The following is a 22,216-nucleotide window of genomic DNA, read 5'->3' on the forward strand; positions in this document are numbered from 1 at the left end:
CAGAAACACAATGAGGGTTTTAGTATGAAGAAAAAGGGAATGATATTGGGAATCTTGTGTATACTTCTTTGCCTCTGTGCCGTGCCGGTGTGGGCAAGAGCCGGCGGAGGCGGAAGCTCAGGCGGAGGAGGTGGAAGTGCAGGAGGCAGTTCCTATCACTCCGGTAGAAGTTCCGGCGGTGGAACCTCTGATATTGTGTCTGCGGCGCAGTTTGGACTGGGAGTTTTCGTGGCAAGCGGAGGAGCCGGTGCAGCAGTGCTGCTTTTGAAAGCCCGCAGGGCAAGGCGCCGTACCCACCGGGCCATGGCGGTATTTTCCGAAAGCGGAAGAAACTGGGATTACCGAGAGGTTCAGAAACAGGTGGAGGAATCCTATTTTCAGATTCAGGAATGCTGGAGAAGAATGGATGTTACTTACGGCGTGCCTTATATGAGTGAACGGCTGCAAAAGGATTTTAATGTAAAACTGCAGTGGATGCATATGCGTGGGGAAGAGGTCGTGCAGAAAAAAGTGAAGCTTCTTAGTGCCATCCCGGTAGGCGTGCAGGATGAAGAGGGAGAGGATCAGGATGTTATCTGGTATCTGATTCATGGAAAGATGACGGGTTTTTACATAAATAAAAATACCAGGGAAATTATCCGGGGAAAAAACCGGCCCGAGGCTTTTTTTGAATATTGGAAGTTTGTGTACCGGAATGAACGGTGGGTGTTGGATGAAATCAAACAAAAAGAGGAAATCGATATCGATGCCTTCCATGTCTGACGCGTATAAAAAAGCAGATCAAGGGCAGACTGTACACTAGACACAAAAGACATTTCTCAAAAGGAGGAGTGTCTTTTTTTTGTGGAAGGAAAAAGAGGAGAAAAGGGTAGACAGTATAAATGACGGAATATGAAAGAAAGGGGATAAAAAAGTGAATAAGTATGACTGATTGTGAAAATTGCATAAGAAAACAGGAAAAAAATTGTAAATTAATATGATTGAAATTGACGGAATATGACTATATAATAGGGCTATAAAACAAAGGACGCAGGAGGAAAGAAACAATGGTTTACACAGTTACTTTTAATCCTTCTCTGGACTATATTGTTTCAGTAAAAGATTTTCAGATGGGAATGACCAATCGTACCCAGACAGAACAGATGCTTCCCGGAGGAAAAGGAATCAACGTATCCACAGTTCTGGCTAATCTGGGCATAGAAAACACTGCACTGGGATTTACCGCAGGGTTTACAGGAGCAGAGATTCAGCGCAGAGTAGAGAAGCTGGGATTTTGCTGTGACTTTATTGAAGCAGAAGAAGGATTTTCCAGAATCAACGTGAAATTGAAGGATTTTGACGGAACGGAGATTAACGGGAAAGGACCGGGGATTTGCAGAGAAGATATGGAGCAGTTTTTGGAAAAACTGGAAAAGCTGAAAGCGGGAGATGTTCTGGTTTTGGCCGGCAGCATACCGGAAAGCCTGCCCAATTCCATTTACCGTGACATTATGGCAAAACTGCAGGGAAAAGGTATCCACTTTGCAGTAGATGCTACAGGGGAGCTGCTGTTAAATGTTCTGCAATATAGACCGTTCCTCATTAAGCCCAACAATCATGAACTGGGAGAAATCTTTGGAGTTGAAATCCGTACCAGAGAAGAGGCTGTGCCTTATGCCAGAAAAATGCAGGAAAAAGGAGCCAGAAACGTACTGGTGTCCATGGCAGGACAAGGCGCTGTGCTGGCAGCAGAGGATGGACAGGTTTACGCGCTGCCTGCACCTAGGGGAACACTGGTCAATGCCGTAGGCGCCGGAGATTCCATGGTAGCCGGATTTCTGGCAGGATGGCTGGAGAAAAAAGATTACGGACATGCATTTAAAATGGGGGTTTCCGCAGGAAGCGCCAGTGCTTTTTCAGAGTTTCTGGCCACAAGAGAAGAAGTAGAAGCGGTTTATAACCGTCTGGAAGAAGAATAACAGGAAAGAGGGAGAAAAAATATGCGAATTACAGATTTGCTGGATAAAAGAAGTATTTCGTTAAACAGCTGCCCACATTCTAAGAGCGAAGCCCTGGACGAAGCGGTGGCATTAATGGTAAAAAGCGGTAAAATCCGGGACGAGGAAGCTTACCGTAAGCAGGTTTATTTAAGAGAAGAAGAGAGCACTACGGGAATCGGTGAAGGCATTGCGATTCCCCATGGAAAATGTGATGCCGTGGAGAAACCGGGTCTGGCAGCCATGGTCATCAAAGACGGCGTGGATTTTGATTCTCTGGATGGAGAGCCGGTACATCTGCTGTTCCTCATTGCAGCGCCCAATACAAAAGACAACATTCACCTGGACGTACTGAGCAAGCTGTCCGTGCTTCTGATGGATGAGGAATTTGTGGAAAAACTGAAAAATGCAAAAGATGTGGAAGAATTTCTGCAGGTGGTGGATGAGGCAGACGATGAAAAACCGGATCTGAACGAACAGCTTGCAGCCCAGAGCGAAACGGCTCAGGACGAAAAGGTGTGTAAAATACTGGCCGTTACTTCCTGCCCTACGGGAATTGCCCATACTTATATGGCAGCAGAGGGTCTGGAGAAAGCAGCCAAAGCAGCTAACTGCTTTATCAAAGTAGAAACCAGAGGTTCCGGCGGCGCAAAAAATGTGCTGACAGAAAAGGAAATTCAGGAGGCGGACTGTATCATTGTAGCAGCAGATGCCAAAGTGCCTATGGAACGTTTCCACGGAAAGAAACTGATTGAATGTCAGGTTTCAGATGGTATCAGCAAGGCTGATGCTTTAGTGGAAAGGGCTATCAAAGGAGACGCGCCGGTTTATCAGGCAGGAACAGCAGGAAAGGCAGAAACGGTAAAGACTTCCGGCGGAACCGGACACAAGATTTACATGCAGCTGATGAACGGCGTTTCCCATATGCTGCCTTTCGTAGTAGGCGGCGGTATCCTCATTGCTCTGGCCTTTCTGATTGATGGTTTAAGTGTGGATATGAACAGTCTTTCCGCAGAAGCGAGAGCAAACTTCGGTACCATTACTCCTGTAGCTGCCATGCTGAAAGAAATCGGCGGCATTGCATTCGGACTTATGCTTCCGGTACTGGCAGGTTTTATTGCCATGAGTATTGGAGACCGTCCGGCGCTGGCTTTGGGATTTGTAGGCGGTATGATGGCAGCAAACGGCAAATCCGGATTTCTGGGTGCGCTGGCAGCCGGATTTCTGGCAGGTTATCTGATTCTGCTTTTGAGAAAGGTGTTTGACAAACTGCCTCAGGCCATTGAAAAAATCGCCCCTGTGCTTTTGTATCCCTTTGTGGGAATCCTGCTTATGGGACTGATTATGAACTTTATCATTGAGCCTCCGGTGGGCGCATTGAACACAGCGTTAAATACAGCATTGACCAATATGAACGGTTCCAGTAAAATATTACTTGGAATTATTGTTGCGGGCATGATGGCCATTGATATGGGTGGCCCGTTCAACAAAGCCGCCTACGTATTTGGAACAGCTTCCATTGCTGCAGGAAATTATGATATTATGGCAGCCGTTATGATTGGCGGTATGGTTCCGCCTTGTGCCATTGCACTTTCTACCTTGTTGTTTAAGAATAAATTTACAAAAGAAGAAAGAGAATCCGGTCCGGTAAACTTTATTATGGGACTGGCCTTTATTACCGAGGGAGCCATTCCTTTTGCAGCTTCTGACCCGGTTCGTGTACTGCCTTCCTGTATGATAGGCTCTGCACTGGCGGGAGCGCTGTCCATGGCTTTTGGCTGTACCCTGATGGCGCCTCACGGTGGAATTTTCGTGTTCCCGGTTGTAGACCATGCTTTGTTCTACCTGGCAGCTTTGGCAGCAGGTACGGCAGCAGGAGCATTGCTTCTGGGCATTTTGAAAAAGAAAGTAACAGAATAAAACAAATATAAAAGTACATTCAGGAGGAAAAAATTATGAAATCATTTCAGTATGTAATCACAGACGCAGAAGGAATCCACGCACGTCCGGCAGGAGACTTTGTAAAAGCAGCAAAAGGCTTTGCTTCTTCTGTAAAAATCACAAAGGGCGGCAAAACCGTAGACGCTAAGAAGATTTTCGGCCTTATGGGACTTGGCGTAAAACAGGGTGAAGAAGTGACAATTGATGTGGAAGGTGAAGACGAAGAAGCTGCTGCAGCAGCACTGGAAACTTTCCTGAAAGAGAATTTATAAGAGCAGAGGGCGGCTGAAAAATCATGAAAACATACAAGGGAAAAAGTGTATTTAACGGCATTGCCATAGGAAAAATCTGCGTTTACAAAAAAGATGAGCAACAGGTAAAGCGCAGCAAAATCATGGACGTAGAGGGAGAAATCCAACGTTTTCACAAGGCCCGTGAAACGGCCATAGAGCAGCTTCAGGGACTGTATGAGAAGGCGCTCACCGAAGTAGGGGAAGCCAATGCGGCAATTTTTGAAATTCATCAGATGATGCTGGAGGACGAGGATTATCTGGAATCCATTGAGAATATTATCCGTACCCAGGAGGTCAATGCGGAGTATGCAGTGGCGGCTACCAGCGATAACTTTTCTGCTATGTTTGCCGCTATGGATGACGATTATATGCGGGAAAGAGCCGCAGACGTAAAAGACATTTCCGAACGTGTCCTGGCTGCCTTAAAGGGAGAGGACAAGAGTAAAATTCTGACAGAGGAGCCGGTGATTATTGTGGCAGACGACCTGGCTCCCAGCCAGACGGTACAGCTGGATAAGGACAAGGTGCTGTCCTTTGTTACCGTACATGGCTCTGTAAATTCTCATACCGCTATTCTGGCCAGAACCATGAGTATTCCGGCACTTATCGGTACAGATTTGCCCCTGGATGACACCATAGACGGAAAAATGGCGGTGGTAGACGGCAATCAGGGCTGTATCTATGTGGAGCCGGATGAAGAAACCATGAAACTTATGGAAGGCAAACTGGCAGAGGAAAAGGAAAAAAGAGAACTTCTTCTGACCCTGAAGGGAAAGGAAAGCGTTACGCTGGATAACCAGAAGGTGCTGACTTATGCAAATATCGGAAACAGCCGGGATCTGGCTATGGTGCTGCAAAATGACGCAGAGGGAATCGGACTTTTCAGAAGTGAATTTATCTATCTGGAAAGCGATACCTACCCTACAGAGGAAGAACAGTTTAAGATTTACAAGACGGTTGCCGAGACCATGGCAGGCAAGAGAGTGATTATTCGTACCCTGGATATCGGGGCAGACAAACAGGCGGATTACTTCCAGCTTGCGAAAGAAGAAAATCCAGCCATGGGACTGCGGGCTATCCGTATCTGCCTGACCAGACCGGAGATTTTCAAAACCCAGCTGCGGGCTATTTTCCGGGCAAGCGCATACGGCAGACTGGCTGTGATGTATCCCATGATTACCTCTGTAGCGGAAGTCCGCAGAATCAAAGAAATCGTGGAAGAAGTCAAAAGAGAATTGCAGCAGGAAAATCTGGCCTTTGGAGAAATCGAGCAGGGAATCATGATAGAAACTCCTGCAGCGGCCATTATCAGCGATTTGCTGGCAAAGGAAGTGGACTTCTTCAGTATCGGAACCAATGATTTGACCCAGTATCTGCTGGCTATTGACCGCCAGAATGAAGAACTGGACAGCTTTTATGACGCGCACCATACGGCTGTGCTCCGCATGATTTACCAGACGGTGCAGAATGCGCACAAGGAAAACATCTGGTGCGGTATCTGCGGTGAACTGGGCGGCGATACAGAACTTACCCGTCTGTTTCTGGCTATGGGCGTAGATGAACTGTCCGTATCTCCGGGCAAGGTTCTGCCCCTTAGAAAGATTATCAGAGAAACCAGAGTGGAAGAAGACAGAGAAAAGCTTTTACAAACATTTTTATAAAATATATCGGTTGCCCCAATCCCTTTTTCTGTGTAGAATATAGGGAAAGGGGCAGCAATGCTTTTAGCAGGATGGGGAAAGGAAGGAATGGAAATTCCAGAGGGAAAAGAAAATGCTGACAGAAACAAGACAGGAAGAAATACTGCGGATGTTGGAGCAGAAAGGCAGTGTGACCGTACAGGAATTAAAAGATGTCTTTGGGGCATCGGAATCCACGATTCGCAGAGACTTGAATGTACTCCATAAAAAGGGAGCTCTGATTAAAGTTTTCGGCGGTGCGGTGCAGACAGAATCCAGAATCAACACCAGGGAAGAGGAAGTGGCTCTCAGAAAAGAGCAGAGCAGAGAAGAAAAGCTGCGGATTGCCCGCTATGCGGCATCTTTGATTGAGCCGGATGATTTTATCTATCTGGATGCGGGAACCACCACGGGCTACATGATTCCCTATTTGACGGAACGCACGGCCATGTTTGTTACAAATGCTGTTTCCCATGCGCTGATGCTGGCAGAGAACGGCTTCCGGGTGATATTAATCGGCGGAGAATTAAAAGCAGCCACGGAGGCGATTGTGGGAAATGAAGCCTATGTCAATCTGAAAAAATACAATTTTACAAAAGGCTTCTGGGGCGCCAATGGAGTCAATCCCATGGCCGGATTTACGACCCCGGACATCAATGAGGCCATGATAAAAGAGTGTGCCATGAAACACACTCAGCGGCCTTATGTGCTGTGTGACAGCAGGAAATTTCACCAGGTCAGCCCGGTGAGCTTCGGTGAGTTCCATGCAGCTCAGATTATTACAGACTGTATGCCGGACGAAACCTATGCAAATTATCAGAATCTGATTATTGTATAAGCAGTTCTCCCAATAAAAGAAAACACAAAAACCCGAAAACATGGAAATTGAACATGTTTCCGGGTTTTTTATCATATTTTTTGAAAAGAGGAATAGATATAATATAGACAAACAAAAGAGAGCTTTACAATAAGGGAGGTAAAACATATGAAATTTAAAAAAGTATTTGCAATGCTGCTGACAGCTGCTATGATGACATCCATGCTGGCCGGCTGCGGAGGAAGCGGCACAGACCAGAGCTCCGAAACCAAAAGCGAGGACAAGTCTTCGGAAAAAGACAGCAATACAGCGAAAAAGGGCGGAGACGGTAAGGTGTATTATCTGAACTTTAAACCGGAACAGGCAGACCAGTGGACAGAACTGGCGGAGCAGTATACAGATGAGACAGGGGTGGACGTGGAAGTCCAGACAGCCGCTTCCGGAACCTACGAGTCTACCTTGAAGTCCGAAATGGCAAAGGACGAGCCCCCGACTCTGTTTCAGGTAAACGGTCCGGTGGGGCTGGCTTCCTGGAAAGACTACTGCTATGACCTATCCGATTCCCAGATTTACAAAGACGTCAGCAGTGATGACTATGTATTGAAAGACGGAGACGCAGTACAGGGTATTGCCTATGTCATTGAAACGTATGGCATTATTTACAACAAGGCACTGTTAAAAAAATATTTTGAACTGCCGGATGCAGAAATCAAATCCATAGAGGAACTAAATAGTTTCGACGCCTTGAAAAAAGTAGCAGATGGTATTCAGAAGCATAAAGAGGATTTAGGAGTTATGGGAGCCTTTACCTCCGCAGGTATGGATTCTTCCTCTGACTGGAGATTCAAAACGCATCTGGCAAATCTGCCGGTATACTATGAATACAAGGACGAAGGCGTGACCTCATCAGAAGCAATAAAGGGAACCTATCTGGACAATTTCAAAAATGTCTGGGATATGTATCTGAAAGATTCCACCTGTGAACCGTCTATGATTTCCTCTAAAACAGGTGAGGACGCCTCTTCCGAATTTGCTCTTGGGGAAGCTGTATTCTATCAGAACGGAACCTGGGCTTACAACGATATCAAAGATATGGAGGTGGCAGACGAAGACATGGGTATGCTGCCCATCTACATCGGTGCCGAAGGTGAGGAAAATCAGGGACTTTGCACCGGTTCTGAAAACTACTGGTGTGTAAATAAAAAAGCGTCCGAAGAAGATATTCAGGCTACTCTGGACTTCCTGACCTGGGTTGTGGAAAGCGATGAAGGAAGAGACATGCTGGCAAACGAAATGGGATTCATCACACCGTTTACTACTTTTGATGAATATCTGCCGGAAAATCCTCTGGTAAAAGCCAACGATGAATACACGAAAGCAGGCAAAACTCCGGTAAGCTGGAACTTTACCACTATGCCTTCTGAAGAATGGAAAAACAAAGTGGGCTCCGCTATGCTGGAATACGCACAGGGAACCGGTGACTGGGACGCAGTTCGGACGGCCTTTGTAGACGGCTGGGCTTCTGAATACGCTGCAGCCCATGCAGAATAAGCCCTTCTTAGAAAAAGGGGGAAGAAATCGTGGAAAAAACCATTAAAAAATATTTTCCGGTTTTTGTACTGCCTACCATGCTGGCCTTTGTTCTGGGATTTGTGGCACCCTTTGCACTGGGAATTTATCTTTCCTTCTGCAAGTTTACCACAGTCACAGACGCCAGATGGGTGGGTATCAGCAATTACCTGAAAATATGCAATGATAAAGAATTTATACATGCACTGTGGTACACGGTACTGTTTACCGTTGTATCCGTGATTCTCATTAATGTACTGGCCTTTACTGTGGCCATGCTGCTTACGAAGGGGATTCGGGGAACCAACCTGTTCCGTACCGTATTTTTCATGCCAAACCTTATTGGCGGCATTATCCTGGGCTATATCTGGCAGCTTTTGCTAAACGGTATTCTGGCACAGTATGGAAAGACCTTGACCTATTCTTCCGTGTATGGATTCTGGGGTCTGGTGATTCTGGTGTGCTGGCAGCAGGTGGGCTATATGATGATTATTTACATTTCGGGCATTCAGAATATTCCCGGAGAACTCATAGAAGCGGCAAAAATCGACGGGGCAAACAAGAGACAGCTTCTGCGCCATGTAACCATTCCCATGGTCATGCCTTCTGTAACAATTTGTACCTTTCTGACGCTGACCAATGGCTTTAAGCTTTTTGATCAGAACCTGGCGCTGACCAACGGCGCGCCTTCCAATATGTCGGAACTGCTGGCTCTGAATATTTACAGAACTTTCTATGGCAGAACAGGCTATGAAGGCGTGGGTCAGGCCAAGGCCGTTGTATTCTTTGTACTGGTTGCCGTCATTGCGCTGGTACAGAACAGAATCAGCCGGAAAAAGGAGGTGCAGCAGTAATGAACCATGCAAGAAAAGCGAAACATGGCTGGATTCTTACCCTGTTTTTCTCCATTGTCAGTGTTTTGTATCTGTATCCCATTGTGCTGGTTGTGATAAACTCCTTTAAGAAAAAAGCCTATATCAGTCGGTATCCTTTCCGGATTCCCAGAGATAGGATGTTTGTGGGGCTGGAAAACTACGTAAGAGGACTGGAAAAAACAGGATTTCTGCCGGCCTTTGGCTGGACTGTGCTCATTACGGTGTGTTCTGTGGCGCTGATTATTCTGTGCTGCTCCATGTGTGCCTGGTATATCAGTCGGGTGAAGACACGGGGGACAAAAATCATTTATACGCTGTGCCTTTTTGCCATGGTTGTGCCTTTCCAGATGGAAATGTATACGTTGTCCAAAATCGCCAATATGCTGAAACTAGACAATCCCTGGGGGCTGGTGATGATTTATCTGGGCTTTGGAGCCGGGCTGGCGGTCTTTATGTTTACGGGATTTGTGAAGTCCATTCCCCTGGAAATTGAAGAAGCCAGTATGATTGACGGCTGTACGCCTCTGCAATGCTTTTTCAGGGTCGTGCTTCCGGTGATGAAGCCAACCTGCATTACCGTAGCCATTCTGGATGCCATGTGGATTTGGAACGATTATCTGCTGCCTGTGCTGGTACTGGATACGAAAAAATATAAGACCATTTCCATTGCCATTCAGTACTTAAAAGGCGGATACGGTTCTATTGATATGGGGGCTATGATGGGCGTGCTGGTACTCTCCATTATCCCGATTATTGTATTTTATCTGTTCTGTCAGAGATACATTATTGAGGGTGTGGTGGCAGGAGCCGTAAAGGGCTGACGCGTTGACAGAAATGGAAATCATGTTACAATAAAACAGACAGGACTGACGCAGCTTTCTGTGTCGGTTCTGTCTGTATTTTCCGTTAGCGAAAAGAAAAGGAAGGAAAGAACCATGTACACGATTTTGATTGTAGATGATGAAAAGATAGAGAGAAACGGAATGAAATTTCTTTTGAAAAGAGAAGCAGAAGAATTTCAGATACTGGAGGCATCCAACGGCAGAGAGGCTCTGGGAATTTTAGAAAAACAAAAGGCGGATATTCTTCTGACAGATATTAAAATGCCTTATATGAGTGGGCTGGAACTGGCCCGGCAGGTGTCTGAGAAACACCCGGCCATGAAAATGATTATGTTCAGCGGCTACAGCGATTTTTCCTATGCACAGAGCGCCATTCGCTACGGGGTGTCTGACTATATTTTAAAACCGGTAGATCCGGGGGAATTTTCCCGAACCATACAAAAGGCAGTGGGAGAAATTAACGGACAGAGAAAGGAACAGATGATACAGACCAGACAACAGGATTATCTGCAGCGTTTTTTTCTTCAGAATTATCTGTATACCGGGAAAATTGAGGGCGAGGGACAGTGGAATACAGAAGAATGGGAGCCGTATCATTACATGGTACTGGCAGAAACCTCCAGCAGCTTTTTTGAGGTGGAGGAAGAGATTTTTCGGGAAAAATTAAAAGCGGAAATTCATCGGAATTTTTATTATCTGAATCTAAATGCAGGGGAATCTCTCTTCTTTTTCCGGGAAAAATCCAGTGATTATGAATTGCTGTGCAGGCAGCTGTATCAGTTTTTTGGGCAGAATTATGAAGCGCAGTGCTGCTTTGCTGTAAGTAAAGAAATCCAGAATTTTCAGGAGTTTCCTCAGGTGTTTGCAGGCCTGGAGCAGCTTTTGGAAGAACAGTTTTACCAGCCCGGAAAGCATATATTCTCTTTAGAAGCACAGGAAAAAGAGCAGCAGGACATCTCTTCTTTGCAGGATTCAGAACTTCTGAAAAAGATTCTGGAAGACATTCATAACAAAGATATGCTGCACTTGAAGAAGCATTTTCGAACCCTTCGGGAAGTCTATCATCCGGAAAAATCCTATTCGGAAATGTATGTGAAATTTCTCTTTTCCAGTATTGTGAAGGGGATTTATGAAGTGATGGATTTGCCGGATGAGAAAAAGCTAAGCCGGGAAATTGACCGTCTTTACCGCTGCCGTCACTTAAAAGATGTGCTGGATATTACAGAGAAAGCAGTGGGAGATTTGGAGGGATTTCTGGCAGAAAATACAAAAGGAACCCGCAGCGAAGTCACCAAGGTGAAAAATTATATTTATGAGAATTATCAGGAAGATTTAAGCATTGATATGCTGGCAGAAAAGGTATATCTGTCTCCCGGATATTTAAGCAGTATCTTTAAACAGGAGACAGGTATGAACCTGAACCGGTTTATCAAAGGCTACCGTATGGACAAGGCCAGAGAACTGCTGGAATACAGCCCGAAGAAGATTTCTCAGATAGCCAGAGAGGTGGGATTTTCCAATAACTCCTATTTCTGCAGAAGTTTCCGGGAGCATTTTGGCATGACTCCGGAAGCATGCAGGAAGGGATTGGGAAAAGATGAGGAAGCTGCTGCAGAAATATAAAAATTTAAAATACCGCTATAAACTTACTGTAATTATGATTTTATGCAGCCTGATACCGGCTGCTGTTATCAGTGCTTATACGCTGTTGCGCACGGTGGATATGATGCGGGAAAAGGAGAAAGATACCCTGCAGCAGGTGGTAAACCAGTCCATGGAGAGCATTGAAAATAAGGCAGAGATTTATGGGAATCTGCTGCATTATCTGGCCTATTCCTCAGATTTACGCAGAATTATGGAGAAACAGTACGAGTCTGATTATGAGGCTTATCTGGAGTATACGGAAACAGCAGACCCTCTTCTTACGATGCCTCAGCTCTATCATGAGGAAATCCGGGGAATTACGCTGTATGCCTCCAATATTCAGGTAGAACATGGTTCTACGCTGGCTCCTTTGTCCACCGCCCAAAGCCAGCAGTGGTATGCACAGATATATCCTCAGGATACCATACAGTGGATTGTGCGCCAGGGAAATCCAAAAGAAATTCTGGCAGTGCGGAAGTTTTATAAGCAGGAAGAAATCCATGCACTGTTAGTCATTACCCTGGATTATGACAAACTTTTAGAACCCTTTGCCTCTGTGCTGGAAAATAACCAGGGCGGACTGATTACAGACGAAGAGGGAAATGTGATTTTTTCCGGCCGTGATATGGAACCGTCATTGACGCCGGAAAAAAAAACCTCTCTGATTTATCTGAAGGAACATTATGTGTGTACCGAAGCAAGGGCGGAGACTACAGGCTGGAACTTTTGCTTTTATCAGTCCCAACAGGTGATAGATGCTGCAGTGGCAAATTTAATGTGGGGAAATGTACCTGTACTGGCCGGATGTCTGGTACTGATTTTCCTGCTGGGATATTTCTTTTCCAGAGGTATGGTGGCACGGCTGGAGCAGTTGACAGAGAATATGAACCAGATTAACCTGGGACTTCGGCAGGTAACGGTGGTCAGCGATTCCAAAGATGAAATCGGCGTGCTTATCCGTACATTCCGGAGAATGATGAACGAGATTAATAAACTGATTTCCCAGGTGTATGAGGCAAAAATCCATCTGCAGAAAACAGAAATGCAGGCTTTGCAGGCACAGATAAATCCCCATTTTCTCTATAACTCCCTGTCTATTATTAATTGGAAGGCCATTGAAGCGGGAAATGATGAAATCAGCCAGGTAACGCTGGCCTTATCCACTTATTACCGTACCAGTCTGAACAAAGGGGAAACGATGACCATTGCGGCCAATGAACTGCGGAATATTGAGGCGTATCTACACATTCAGCTGGTCATGCATGACGACAGTTTTCAGGTGGAAAAGCAGGTAGAGGAAAAGATTTTAAGCTGTTCTGTGCCCAAATTGATTCTGCAGCCTCTTGTGGAAAATGCCATTGAACATGGATTGGATGTTTCGGAAAAAGAAGAGAAAAAGCTGAAAATTTCTGCGCTTTTAGAAGGGGGAGATTTGGTGTTTTTTGTGGAAGACAATGGTGCAGGAATGGAAGAAGAACAGGCGGAGTCCATGCTGACGTATCAGTCCAAAGGCTATGGCATGCGCAATGTCCATGACAGAATCCGGCTGCTCTATGGAGAAGAATCCGGGCTGAAGATTTACAGCAAAAAAGGAGAAGGAACCCGAGTAGAAATCCGGTTTCCGGCAGACCGGGAGGAGCATACGTATGAATAAAAACAGAAAAATTCGTGAATTTTTGATACTTGGCGCAGGCGTGTTGTGTCTTGGATTTTTCAGTTTTTTCTTTTGGAAAGATTCCTTAAAAAAGGAAAAGGCAGAGGGGAAAGAAACAGAAATTTCAGAAAAAGATAGGGAGAAATCCTGGGAAGAAGCTGCACACACACCTTATGGGGCTTATCCGGAAACCGTATACTATACCCTGGGAAAAATTTCGGGACGGGATAATTCTAATCTTCCGGCAGGGGATACCTATGAGGACAATGGCTATACCCGGTATTTGAGAAAAATGCTGAATATTCAGAATGAAGATGTTTTTGAACTGGAGGAAGGCAGCCAGTATGAGGAAGCTGTGGAAATGGCAGTTAAGGACAAAAACATGCCGGATATTCTGGTGGTAAAAGGCAGGGATACCTTACAGAAGTTAGCCAGGGAAGGGCGGATTGAAGATCTGACGGCTGTGTATGAGACGTGTACGACTCCCAGAATCAAAGAAATGTATGAAAGCTATTCCCATGGGCTTTTGGATTCTGCCCGCTTTGAAGGCCGTTTGTATGGTTTTCCGGACACGGTTATTGACCATGGTCCCACGTTGTTATGGATGCGGAAAGACTGGCTGGATAAGCTGGGACTTCAGGAACCGGAGAGCATGGAGGACGCCATGGCCTGTATTGGGAAATTTGTAGAAAAAGACCTGGCGGGAAACGGGGAAACCATCGGGCTGGCATGCAACACCCAGCTGGTAACCGGCAGTAATGCCAAATATTCGGCAGATGGGATTTTCACCATGTTTCACGCAAAGCCGAGGAAATGGATAGCAGGAGAGAGCGGAGAGATTACCTATGGCTCTGTTACAGAAGAGACCAAGTGTGCACTGGCTTATATGAACAGTCTGTACACAAAAGGAATTTTGGACAGCAAGTTTCTCCTGCGCACAGAAGACAACCTGACGGAACTCATTGCCGAAGGAAAATGCGGCGCTTTTTTCGGTAAGTGGTGGGCGCCTAACAATCCTTTGATGCAGTCCTACGACAGAGATAAGGAAGCCGTGTGGAAACCTTATTTTCTCACGGAGGAAGACGAAAATCAGGTGCAGGAATACGAAACTTATGATGACACTTTGTATGTAGCTGTGCGAAAAGGCTACGAACATCCGGAGATTCCTGCAAAATATATCAGCGTGATTTTTGATTACTCCCGGTATGATGATGGAAATGCAAATGAAGTCAACGAATATTTTTCCTTAAACGTAGACCCTACGGCAAGACCCATGAATATCAATGTGGATTACAAAGATGCCTTGTATCGTACCACCAGGCATATCAGAGAAGCTCTTGAGGGAGAGAAAAAGCCGGAGGCGTTGTCCGGATTGGAAAAGTCTTATTACACCACCTGCAAAGCCTATCTGGACGGCAGCCTGACTACAGCCAATGCCTGGGCGGCGTATACTTCACGCATTACAGCAGTAGGGCTTTTGGCGGATTCCGGTTTTGAAACGGCTCAGTCTCTGCCGTTACAAGGGGAAAATCCCGGACCGGAGGAAGACCTTCTGAAGCTGGAACAGCAGACTTTTATTCAGATTATATGTGGAGAAAAACCGGTGGGCTATTTTGATACTTTCGTGAAAGAGTGGTATGCGGCAGGAGGAAAAGAGATTACCCAGAAGGCCAGAACGGCAGTAAAGGAGGAAAAGGAATCATGAATATTCGGGAATTGGAATACTACAAAATGGTGTGTCAGCAGAAAAGCATTACCAAAGCAGCCCATGCCCTGTATATGACGCCCCAGGGACTGAGCAAGATTATTAAAAATATTGAAAATGAACTGGAGGCCACGCTTTTAAATCGAACTTCTTCCGGTATTACACTGACAAAATCCGGGGAATATCTGTATGAACATCTGGAAGATTTTCTTGTACCTTACCATCATATCTGCAGTGAAATCCGCTGCATTGAGCAGCGCTTCCTGCAGGGAGAGGGCAATGTGGCGTTTACGGTGGGAGATTCCAGCACCGGATATATGGATGCTACTTTTATGGAAAAGTTTGAGATTAAGCTGCTGGTAAACCGTGAGCATGCTCTTGCAAAAAAGGAATCTGTGAGCATTGCGGATTTAAAGGGAGAGCGTCTGTATCTTGAAAGCCCGGAATTCAGTATTCATCATCTGATTGTGGACAAATGCCGGGAGGCGGGGTTTGAACCGAACCTTGTGTTTGAAACCAGCGGTTTCAGCCTGTGCCATAAGATGGTGCAGCAAAACAAGGGGATTTCCGTAACCGTAGATTTTATTTTTGAGGACATGAAACAGGATTCCTTAGTCATGCTGCCCTTTTCAGACGGGGAGTATTTCTGGTCTACTTATATGCTCACCCGGAAAGGAAGTGTGCCAAATCCTGATATTTTGCTCTTTCACAATCATGTCATGCGCTGGCTGAAAATGATAGCTGAGAAGAAACTGATACGATAGCCGCAGGAATTTGCAGAAGGGGTATCACGAATTTGTTTAGGGGGTACAACCCTTTGTTGCTTATCAAAAAGGGAAGGCTATGATAGGATAAAGAGGAATTCACAAATAATATACTTCTTAAAAGGAACTGCCGCCGGGATTGGCGGCGGTTTCTTTATGCGTCGAAAACGAAGAATCCTGCGATGTCATTGTGGCCGATTTGCGGAAAGAATAGCTACAAAATCCTGCGGCTGTGTGGTATAATCAGAACAATAATACAATACACGAACAAGTGATAAAAGTTAGATTATGGCAGGAAAAAGAAAATGGTGATTCGGAAATATCAGCCCTCTGACTGCAAAGAACTGACAGAGTTATTCTATCATACGGTTCACACAATCAATGCGAAAGATTATACAAAAGAACAGTTAGACGTATGGGCTACAGGACAGGTAAACTTAGAAGAATGGAATCAGAGATTTCAAGAGCATTACAGCGTGGTTGCAGAGGGAAATGGAGTTCAGACAGGTTTTGGAGATATCGATGAAACGGGATATCTTGACCACTTATATGTCCACGCAGACTATCAGAGAAAAGGGATTGCTGCGGCTCTTTGCCGGGAGTTGGAGCAGGCCGTTTCAGGAAAAATTGTTACCCATGCTTCGATTACAGCAAAACCTTTTTTCGAGAAAAGAGGTTTTCAGGTGGTTCGTGAGCAGCAGGTAGAGAGACAGGGGATTTTCCTTACAAATTTTGTTATGGAGAAGAGATAAAATTTTCAATTTACGGAGGTACTTATAGATGCAGCATGAATGTAAAATAACAGTATTAGAGACAAAAGTATTTACAGATTACCAGGAAAAATATCTGGCGAATCCCCGGTCAGGCCCGTGTCCCTGCTTTAAAGAGGGAGATACCTTTGTCTTAAAAAGAACCAGTGAACGTGATGATTTTTATCATTTGATGAATGGGAAATTCTGTGGCGAGGCATGGGATGCCATCAGCAGATATGTGTACACAGCTTTGCAGGGTGGTTCAATCATGCATAAATGGACAAACGATGAGCGAATGATGATTGCCTGCTGTAATGATGGCACCAGACCGGTTATTTTCAAAATTGAAAGAATTGATATTCCTGAAACAGAGGAAGAGAGCGCGTGGCTTGAAAAACAAAACTTTAAAAATACTGTGGAAGAGGCTTATACGGGGTGAGAAATAATAAACGCAGGAGTTTTTGTATGTCCTAACTGAGATAAAAAAGAAGGGTTTTGATGAAAAAGATAATAGAGAAATTAGATGTGTACTTAAATAACATAAAAATAAAGAAAAAGATTTTTCTCCTCTATTTCTATTGTATAATGATTCCCCTAGTTGTTACAGACACCGTTATTTGCGGGATGTTTATTCATGATGAAGAAGAGGGGAGAAAAACCAGACTGAAAAATATGGTGAAATCCGTGGAATATATGTTAAGCGGTGATGCAGATAAGGCAGCAGCCTTATCTGAAAACATATATTTCAATAAATATATTAACGAATTCCTGAATCAAGAATTTTCATCAGGGCTGGATTATTATAATCAATACCAGGAACTTTTAAAAGATTCTTTGTTTGAAAGTTCCCTGGGAATCAGCAATGTTGTGATTACTATGTATACAGATAATCCGACTGTAGTAAACGGAGGGAAGTTCTGGAAAATGGAAAGCATTACGAATGAATCTTGGTATCAGGAATTTACACAGTCGCAGCAGGAAATGCAGATGTATTTTTACTATGACAATTCTCAAATTACAAAGTTTGCGTCTATTCGGAAGGTTTCTTTTGTACGAAAACTGAACCGCTATAAACGAGATCCGTATGAGAAATTGCTTAAAATTGACCTGGACTATGTAGGAATCAATGAAAATCTGGTGCAGTCAAATTATGAGGATGAGGTATATGTATGTGATGGTGAGAAGATTATTTTCTCTAATCGTTACGATATGAACACACAGCAGGATTTTGAGAAAATCACAGATGTCCGTAGAAAAGAAGAAGAGTATGTGGAAGAATTTTCTCTGTTTGGACAAGAATTAGAGATTTATGCAGTACCCCAGGAGGATAGTTTTTTCCGTGGGATTTATAGACATTGGCCGGCGATTGCTCTTTTGATTTCTTTAAATATACTTATACCTTATGCTATGCTACGGCCTCTTAGAAGAACCTTTACAGACAGGTTGGAAATTTTAAACAAAACCCTGAGCTATAGGAATCAAGGAAAATTAGAAGAAATTCAGGGGATTCAGGGTACAGATGAAATTGCATTTCTTATGCGTAATTATAACAGTATGGTGCAGGAAAATAATCACCTTATAGAAACCGTATATAAAAGCCGTTTGAAACAGCAGGAAATTAATATTGCCAGACAGAAGGCAGAACTTTTAGCTCTTCATGGTCAAATTAATCCTCATTTTCTTTTCAATGTGTTAGAAAATATAAGAATGAGAAGTGTATTAAAACAGGAATACGAAACAGCAGAGATGATTGAGCAGCTTTCTATTATGGAGCGCCAGTATGTAGAGTGGGGAACCGATTTACTGACAATTCAAGAGGAAAGTCAGTTTGTGGAATCGTATTTAAAATTGCAAAAATACCGATTTGGAAGCCGTTTGTCTTATTCTATTGAAATTCAGCAGGAATGCAGCGGATATAAGATTCCCAAACTATCGTTGGTAACGTTTGTAGAAAATGCCTGTGTCCACGGAATTGAAGATAAGGCGGCGCATTGTTGGATTTTTGTAAAAGTATTTACAAAACAAGAGTATTTATATATGGAAATCGAAGATACAGGAAGTGGAATTTCAGAGGCATACCTCTCCACACTCAGAGACAGGATGGAACATGCAAGTATTGAAATGCTGAAGCAAAGCGGAAGAGTGGGCGTAGTGAATGCATGTCTCAGATTAAAAATGTTTACAGATGGAAATGTAAAATTTACGCTGGAAAGTGAAGAAAATGTGGGAACCATAGTGACCATTTCCGTTCCGGTGCAATTTCTAAATAGGGAGGCAGAGAAAGATGCTAAAAGTTCTGATTGTTGAGGATGAGCAATATATTGCACAAGGACTTTCCATGTTAATTGACTGGGAAAGCTGTGGATATGAAATTGCAGGTACTGTTTATAATGGACAGGATGCAATTGATTTTTTGCAGGATACTCAGGTGGATTTGATTTTGTCTGATATTAAGATGCCGGTTATGGATGGAATTACGCTTTTGAAAAGAATCCGGGAGGAAGAAATTTCAGAGGCATTTTTTGTTATTTTAAGTGGGTATGGAGATTTTGCTTATGCACAGCAGGCTATTAAGTATAAATGTACAGACTATATTTTAAAACCTATCCAGAGACAACAGCTATATTCGCTTTTGGAGAAAGTGAGCACTTTATATAAAAAACAGAAACGAAAAGAAATAGAGCAGAAAAAAATGGGCCGAGCCTATTTTGTAAGATATATTCAGGCATTACTGTTGGGCCGTGGAGATGAGGAGGCATTGGTTTATGTGAATAAAAAACTCTCTTTTTCTGACCGGATTCGGTATATTCACATGGAGTTAGAAGATGAGGAACACAGTCTGGAATTTCAGAAAATGAGGACTTATCAAAAAGCAGTGTATCAGAATTGCAAAGCTTATCTGGGGCCAGAAAAAGAAGATTTGGTGTTTATGGATATTGTAGGGCGTAAGGAATGGCTGGATATTGGGTTCTTATATGACGTAAGCATTGCTCATGAGTTTGGAATGGAAGAAGAGGAATATTTAAGGAGTTTTCTCGGGAACATTAGCCAGGATTTGCCTATTCAGGTTCGGAGTTATGTGGGGGATACAGTAAGTTCGGTGAAAGACATTTCTGAATCTTTCCGGACTGCTATTCTGGCCAGAAGCTTTCATGTATTTCAAGTGGATAAAAATATTCTGTATTATTCAGAAGAAAAAACAGAAGCTGGTGGAAAGATTATTAATAAGGCTAGTATTGAAGAATTATTAAAAGCAGTAGAAGAAAATGATGCTTTGAAGATTGAGAAAAAAGCCAGGATTGTATATGAAGAACTAAATCAGCAGAATATGAATTTAGAAATGACCCAGATGAATATGAATTATCTGCTGGTAAATTTGGCTCATTTAGGATTGGGGCAGGATGACAGTCTGAATCAGGATGAAATTATACAATATATCCAGAAAAATGTATTTGAAAACAGTGTACTTAGAGGCGGGAAAGAAAATTTCCAGAGGTTTATGCAGGAATATGGAGAATATTTAGGAGAACTGCGAAAAAACACTTCACGAGGAGTTTTGGGATGTGTAGAAAAGGAAATACGGGAACGTTATCAGGAGAACCTTACCTTAAAAGAATTCAGTAAAAAATATTTTGTCAACAGTGCTTATTTGGGGCAGATGTTTCGCAAGCAATATGGGGTCTCCTTTAAAGAATATCTGAATCATTATAGAATTGAAAAAGCAGCAGACTGTCTGTTGCATACGGATGATAAGATTTATCAGATTGCAGATAAGGTAGGCTACCGAGATTTAGATTATTTTATTAATAAATTTATTGCAGTGAAGGGATGTACCCCTACCAACTATAGAAAAAAGGCAAAATGTGGGGTATAAGTATGTGAAAAGCAGGATAAATTTTCATGATTCTATAAAGAACTGAAATTTGTCCTGCTTTTTGCTGTTGTTTGTCGGGTTGTAAGGAGAAACAAAACTGTTAAAATTAGAGTATCAAAAAACAGGAGGAACGTAATATGAAAAGAAAACAGATGTTAGCCTTTGGACTTACAATTGCTATGGCAGCATCACTTCTCGCTGGATGTGGAGGAGAAAAAAAGGACAAGGAAAAGGAAGAAGGAGGAATAAAAGAGTTTACAGCGTTTTTCGCTGTACCTGGTACAGAAATCAATGATGATAATGAAATCCAGGAAAAAATCGCAGAGATTACCGGGGCGAAATGTAAAGAAACCTGGCTTACCGGACAGACAGCAGAAGAAGCAGTTGGAACCATGATTGCAGGTGGGGAATATCCGGACTTTATTGACGGTGGCGATGCCATGGAACAGTTATATGAAGCAGGAGCATTAGTTCCACTGGATGATTACATAGACGATTATCCTAATATCAAAGAATATTATACAGAAGAGGAGTGGGACAAACTTCGCAAAGATGATGGGCATATTTATTGGATTCAGCAGTTCGGACATATCTATGGAGAGGAAAAAGCAACTACCCATAATGATGAAGCATTCTGGATTCAGGCTCGTGTGCTGGAATGGGCAGGATACCCAGAAGTAAAAACTATGGATCAGTATTTTGACTTAATTGAGGCATACCAGGAAGCAAATCCTACTATGGAAGATGGAACGGAGAATATTCCATATACCATTCTTTGTGATGATTGGAGATATTTCTGCCTGGAAAATGCACCAATGTTCCTGGATGGTTATCCAAATGATGGATGCGTTATGGTAGATACAGACAAACTTCAGGTTATGGATTATAATACGTCTCCCACAGCTGTAAAATATTTCCAGAAATTAAATGAAGAGTACAAAAAAGGAATTATAGACCCGGAATCCTTTACACAGACTTATGATGAATATATTGCAAAATTATCTACGGGACGTGTTCTGGGAATGATTGATCAGTGGTGGGATTTTGCATACTCTGTAAATGATTCTTTGAAGCAGCAGGGATTAAATGATCAGGGCTGTGATTACATACCGCTTCCAATTACCATTGAAGAAGGAATGAAAAACCAGTGGCACAACTCAGGAGGCGTTCTCAATGTGGCAAGCGGACTGGCTATTACAACAGACTGTGACGATGTAGAAGGCGCGCTTCAGTTTATTAACGACCTTTTAGGACAGGAAGTTCATGATTTACGTTACTGGGGCGTTGAAGGTGTAGATTATGATGTAGACGAGAATGGAGAATATTATCGCACAGAAGAAATGAGGACTCAGGCCTCTGATACGGCTTATAAAGCCTCTCATTTGTGCACGTATTCATATTTTCCACAATATTCAGGAACCAGCAGAGATGGCATCAATGCCATGTCACCACAGAATCAGCCAAGAGAATTTTTTGACGGATTAAATGATGACGTTAAAAAATGCTTTGAAGCATATGGAGCGGAAACTTATGTAGATATGTTGGGAACAAGCGAAGCTCCCGGACCATGGTATCCATTGTATTCCTTTAGTGGTACATTGACAACCAGCACACCGGGAGGTATAGCATGGACCAAGATGGGAGAGGTCAAACATGAGTATTTACCTAAAGTTGTGATGGCAGAAGACTTCGATCAGGCATGGGATGATTATATGAAGGTTTATGAAGACTGCAATCCACAGGCATTTTTAGATGAAATGCAGGCGGAACTGGAACGTAGAATAGAAGAACATGAAAAATACGAATAAAAAATAGAAAACAGAACATAGAG

The 22,216-nt window shown here is 43.5% G+C and carries 18 protein-coding genes; all 18 read left to right on the plus strand.

The features are described from left to right. Nucleotides 1–24: 24 nt before the first annotated feature. The 18 genes from WBS51_RS02270 (at nt 25) to WBS51_RS02355 (ending at nt 22,193) form a co-directional block, all read left to right on the plus strand. A complete protein-coding gene (locus WBS51_RS02270; protein ID WP_173749105.1) occupies nt 25–762 on the plus strand; it encodes a TIM44-like domain-containing protein in 738 nt (245 codons plus the stop codon). Nucleotides 763–1,046: 284 nt separating this feature from the next. Next, nucleotides 1,047–1,958, plus strand: coding sequence for a 1-phosphofructokinase (gene pfkB / locus WBS51_RS02275; RefSeq protein ID WP_173749104.1), 912 nt, complete (start codon nt 1,047–1,049; stop codon nt 1,956–1,958). Nucleotides 1,959–1,979: 21 nt separating this feature from the next. Then, entirely contained in the window at nt 1,980–3,896 is a 1,917-nt protein-coding gene (locus WBS51_RS02280) for a PTS fructose transporter subunit IIABC (RefSeq protein WP_173749103.1), read from the plus strand. Nucleotides 3,897–3,931: 35 nt separating this feature from the next. After that, nucleotides 3,932–4,189 (plus strand): HPr family phosphocarrier protein, encoded by a 258-nt coding sequence (locus WBS51_RS02285; RefSeq protein ID WP_173749102.1) that lies wholly within the window; start codon nt 3,932–3,934, stop codon nt 4,187–4,189. Nucleotides 4,190–4,212: 23 nt separating this feature from the next. Then, nucleotides 4,213–5,871, plus strand: coding sequence for a phosphoenolpyruvate--protein phosphotransferase (ptsP, locus tag WBS51_RS02290; RefSeq protein ID WP_173749101.1), 1,659 nt, complete (start codon nt 4,213–4,215; stop codon nt 5,869–5,871). Nucleotides 5,872–5,983: 112 nt separating this feature from the next. After that, nucleotides 5,984–6,727, plus strand: a complete 744-nt coding sequence (locus WBS51_RS02295; RefSeq protein WP_173749100.1) for a DeoR/GlpR family DNA-binding transcription regulator — start codon at nt 5,984–5,986, stop codon at nt 6,725–6,727. Nucleotides 6,728–6,874: 147 nt separating this feature from the next. Continuing rightward, on the plus strand, nt 6,875–8,257 hold the full coding sequence (locus WBS51_RS02300) for an ABC transporter substrate-binding protein (protein ID WP_291682133.1): 1,383 nt from the start codon (nt 6,875–6,877) through the stop codon (nt 8,255–8,257). Between the two features lie 29 nt (nt 8,258–8,286). Further along, a complete protein-coding gene (locus WBS51_RS02305; RefSeq protein ID WP_173749098.1) occupies nt 8,287–9,129 on the plus strand; it encodes a carbohydrate ABC transporter permease in 843 nt (280 codons plus the stop codon). Then, complete coding sequence (locus WBS51_RS02310; protein ID WP_294460950.1) at nt 9,129–9,971, plus strand: carbohydrate ABC transporter permease; 843 nt, start codon at nt 9,129–9,131, stop codon at nt 9,969–9,971. Before WBS51_RS02305 ends, WBS51_RS02310 begins: the two co-directional genes overlap by 1 nt. A 114-nt stretch (nt 9,972–10,085) precedes the next feature. Next, the gene (locus WBS51_RS02315; protein WP_294460947.1) at nt 10,086–11,615 is read left to right on the plus strand and encodes a response regulator transcription factor; all 1,530 of its coding nucleotides are present in this window, start codon (nt 10,086–10,088) and stop codon (nt 11,613–11,615) included. Further along, a complete protein-coding gene (locus WBS51_RS02320; protein ID WP_294460944.1) occupies nt 11,590–13,290 on the plus strand; it encodes a sensor histidine kinase in 1,701 nt (566 codons plus the stop codon). The genes WBS51_RS02315 and WBS51_RS02320 overlap by 26 nt, the downstream gene beginning before the upstream one ends. Beyond that, on the plus strand, nt 13,283–14,995 hold the full coding sequence (locus tag WBS51_RS02325) for an extracellular solute-binding protein (RefSeq protein ID WP_291682131.1): 1,713 nt from the start codon (nt 13,283–13,285) through the stop codon (nt 14,993–14,995). Before WBS51_RS02320 ends, WBS51_RS02325 begins: the two co-directional genes overlap by 8 nt. Continuing rightward, nucleotides 14,992–15,759 carry a LysR family transcriptional regulator gene (locus WBS51_RS02330; RefSeq protein ID WP_173749093.1) on the plus strand — a complete coding sequence of 256 codons (768 nt, stop codon included), beginning with the start codon at nt 14,992–14,994 and terminating at the stop codon, nt 15,757–15,759. Before WBS51_RS02325 ends, WBS51_RS02330 begins: the two co-directional genes overlap by 4 nt. A 305-nt stretch (nt 15,760–16,064) precedes the next feature. After that, nucleotides 16,065–16,511, plus strand: a complete 447-nt coding sequence (locus tag WBS51_RS02335; protein WP_173749092.1) for a GNAT family N-acetyltransferase — start codon at nt 16,065–16,067, stop codon at nt 16,509–16,511. A gap of 28 nt (nt 16,512–16,539) precedes the next feature. Next, nucleotides 16,540–16,950: a TIGR04076 family protein gene (locus WBS51_RS02340; protein ID WP_173749091.1), complete on the plus strand. Its 411-nt coding sequence runs from the start codon at nt 16,540–16,542 to the stop codon at nt 16,948–16,950. A 146-nt stretch (nt 16,951–17,096) separates the two neighbouring features. Beyond that, nucleotides 17,097–18,818 (plus strand): sensor histidine kinase, encoded by a 1,722-nt coding sequence (locus tag WBS51_RS02345; RefSeq protein WP_342694038.1) that lies wholly within the window; start codon nt 17,097–17,099, stop codon nt 18,816–18,818. Further along, the gene (locus tag WBS51_RS02350) at nt 18,796–20,385 is read left to right on the plus strand and encodes a response regulator transcription factor (protein ID WP_294460933.1); all 1,590 of its coding nucleotides are present in this window, start codon (nt 18,796–18,798) and stop codon (nt 20,383–20,385) included. The genes WBS51_RS02345 and WBS51_RS02350 overlap by 23 nt, the downstream gene beginning before the upstream one ends. 137 nt (nt 20,386–20,522) lie before the next feature. After that, nucleotides 20,523–22,193 carry a type 2 periplasmic-binding domain-containing protein gene (locus WBS51_RS02355; RefSeq protein WP_294460929.1) on the plus strand — a complete coding sequence of 557 codons (1,671 nt, stop codon included), beginning with the start codon at nt 20,523–20,525 and terminating at the stop codon, nt 22,191–22,193. Nucleotides 22,194–22,216: the final 23 nt, after the last annotated feature.

Source organism: Blautia acetica (assembly GCF_038739805.1).
Taxonomy (GTDB): Bacteria; Bacillota; Clostridia; order Lachnospirales; family Lachnospiraceae; genus Blautia.

Excerpts from the sequence above, each read along its gene's own strand:
- WBS51_RS02340 (WP_173749091.1), top strand. The coding sequence starts at position 16,540 with ATGCAGCATGAATGTAAAATAACAGTATTAGAGACAAAAGTATTTACA.
- WBS51_RS02270 (WP_173749105.1), top strand. The coding sequence starts at position 25 with ATGAAGAAAAAGGGAATGATATTGGGAATCTTGTGTATACTTCTTTGC.
- WBS51_RS02315 (WP_294460947.1), top strand. The coding sequence starts at position 10,086 with ATGTACACGATTTTGATTGTAGATGATGAAAAGATAGAGAGAAACGGA.
- ptsP (WP_173749101.1), top strand. The coding sequence starts at position 4,213 with ATGAAAACATACAAGGGAAAAAGTGTATTTAACGGCATTGCCATAGGA.
- WBS51_RS02280 (WP_173749103.1), top strand. The coding sequence starts at position 1,980 with ATGCGAATTACAGATTTGCTGGATAAAAGAAGTATTTCGTTAAACAGC.
- WBS51_RS02350 (WP_294460933.1), top strand. The coding sequence starts at position 18,796 with ATGCTAAAAGTTCTGATTGTTGAGGATGAGCAATATATTGCACAAGGA.
- WBS51_RS02295 (WP_173749100.1), top strand. The coding sequence starts at position 5,984 with ATGCTGACAGAAACAAGACAGGAAGAAATACTGCGGATGTTGGAGCAG.
- WBS51_RS02325 (WP_291682131.1), top strand. The coding sequence starts at position 13,283 with ATGAATAAAAACAGAAAAATTCGTGAATTTTTGATACTTGGCGCAGGC.
- WBS51_RS02355 (WP_294460929.1), top strand. The coding sequence starts at position 20,523 with ATGAAAAGAAAACAGATGTTAGCCTTTGGACTTACAATTGCTATGGCA.
- WBS51_RS02335 (WP_173749092.1), top strand. The coding sequence starts at position 16,065 with ATGGTGATTCGGAAATATCAGCCCTCTGACTGCAAAGAACTGACAGAG.
- WBS51_RS02310 (WP_294460950.1), top strand. The coding sequence starts at position 9,129 with ATGAACCATGCAAGAAAAGCGAAACATGGCTGGATTCTTACCCTGTTT.
- WBS51_RS02285 (WP_173749102.1), top strand. The coding sequence starts at position 3,932 with ATGAAATCATTTCAGTATGTAATCACAGACGCAGAAGGAATCCACGCA.
- WBS51_RS02345 (WP_342694038.1), top strand. The coding sequence starts at position 17,097 with ATGATTCCCCTAGTTGTTACAGACACCGTTATTTGCGGGATGTTTATT.
- WBS51_RS02320 (WP_294460944.1), top strand. The coding sequence starts at position 11,590 with ATGAGGAAGCTGCTGCAGAAATATAAAAATTTAAAATACCGCTATAAA.
- pfkB (WP_173749104.1), top strand. The coding sequence starts at position 1,047 with ATGGTTTACACAGTTACTTTTAATCCTTCTCTGGACTATATTGTTTCA.
- WBS51_RS02300 (WP_291682133.1), top strand. The coding sequence starts at position 6,875 with ATGAAATTTAAAAAAGTATTTGCAATGCTGCTGACAGCTGCTATGATG.
- WBS51_RS02330 (WP_173749093.1), top strand. The coding sequence starts at position 14,992 with ATGAATATTCGGGAATTGGAATACTACAAAATGGTGTGTCAGCAGAAA.